The 1,170-nt window shown below is 67.7% G+C and carries 2 protein-coding genes; both read left to right on the top strand.

The features are described from left to right. Positions 1 to 52 precede the first annotated feature (52 nt). A complete protein-coding gene (locus ABGB16_RS33740) occupies positions 53 to 370 on the top strand; it encodes a transposase (RefSeq protein WP_347672102.1) in 318 nt (105 codons plus the stop codon). Then, positions 367 to 1,170 (top strand): IS3 family transposase (locus tag ABGB16_RS33735; RefSeq protein ID WP_347672101.1); only part of this gene is annotated, 804 nt, incomplete at its 3' end. The genes ABGB16_RS33740 and ABGB16_RS33735, both read left to right, overlap by 4 nt.

Below are 1,170 nucleotides of genomic sequence, written 5' to 3'. Positions count from 1 at the left end.
TGTTCCGCACCGGGTTTGATGGAGACATCGAAACCTGGGAGGAACACCAGCGATGCCCGCACCGAAGAAGTACAACGATGAGCTGCGTGAGCGTGCGACCCGGTTGGCCGTGGAGGCCCGCCGGGATCCCGCCAGCGCGGTCGGAGCGATCCGGCGGATCGCCGGTCAGCTCGGGGTTCACCCGGAGGCGTTGCGCACGTGGGTGAAGAAGGCCGAGACCGACGCCGGTGAGCGGCCGGGCACCACCAGCAGCGACGCCGAACGCATCGCCGCCCTCGAACGGGAGGTGCGTGAGCTGCGGCGGGCGAACCAGATCCTGAAGTCCGCAGCGAGTTTCTTCGCGGCGGAGCTGGACCGTCCGTCGCGATGAAGGTCGACTTCGTCGACTCCCAAAAGGCCGAACACGGTGTCCAGCCGGTCCTGCAGGCGCTCGAAGACACGCCGGCACAGATCGCACCCTCGACCTACTACGCCACCAAGACCCGCCCCGCCAGCGCCCGCTCGCGACGCGATGAGGAGCTGACCGCGATGATCGAGCGGATCCACGCAGAGAACTACGGCGTCTACGGGGCCCGTAAGATTTGGCACGAGCTGCACCGACGCGGCGTGCGAGTGGCCCGGTGCACCGTCGAGCGGCTGATGCGCGAGTCCGGGCTGCGTGGGCTGCTGCGCGACAAGTCACCACGCACGACCCGCCCCGCGGCCGAGACCAGCCGCCCTGGCGACCTGGTCAGACGGGACTTCACCGCGGAACGTCCGAACCAGCTGTGGGTCGCCGACCTGACCTACGTGCGCACCAGCGTGGGCTGGGTTTACGCCGCGTTCGTCCTCGACGTGTACTCCCGGATGATCGTCGGCTGGCAGGTGTCCACGTCGCTCTACACCGACCTGGCTCTCGACGCGTTGAAGATGGCGATGTGGCGCCGCGAGAATCAAGGCGCTGACCTGGGCGGACTCGTCCATCATTCCGACAGGGGAGTCCAGTATCGAGCGATTCGCTACAGCCAGCGGCTGGCCGAGGCCGGCGCCGTCGCCTCGGTCGGTTCCAAGGGCGACTCGTACGACAATGCGATGGCCGAGGCGTTCAACTCCCTCTACAAGGCCGAACTCGTCCGCAACAAGGGCCCCTGGCGCGGACTCGACGACCTGGAGATGGCCACCGTCGAGTAC

Source organism: Micromonospora sp. B11E3 (genome assembly GCF_039871625.1).
Lineage (GTDB): Bacteria > Actinomycetota > Actinomycetes > Mycobacteriales > Micromonosporaceae > Micromonospora.
Note: the sequence above shows the minus strand (reverse complement) of the source record. Positions and strands in the feature narration are given on the sequence as shown.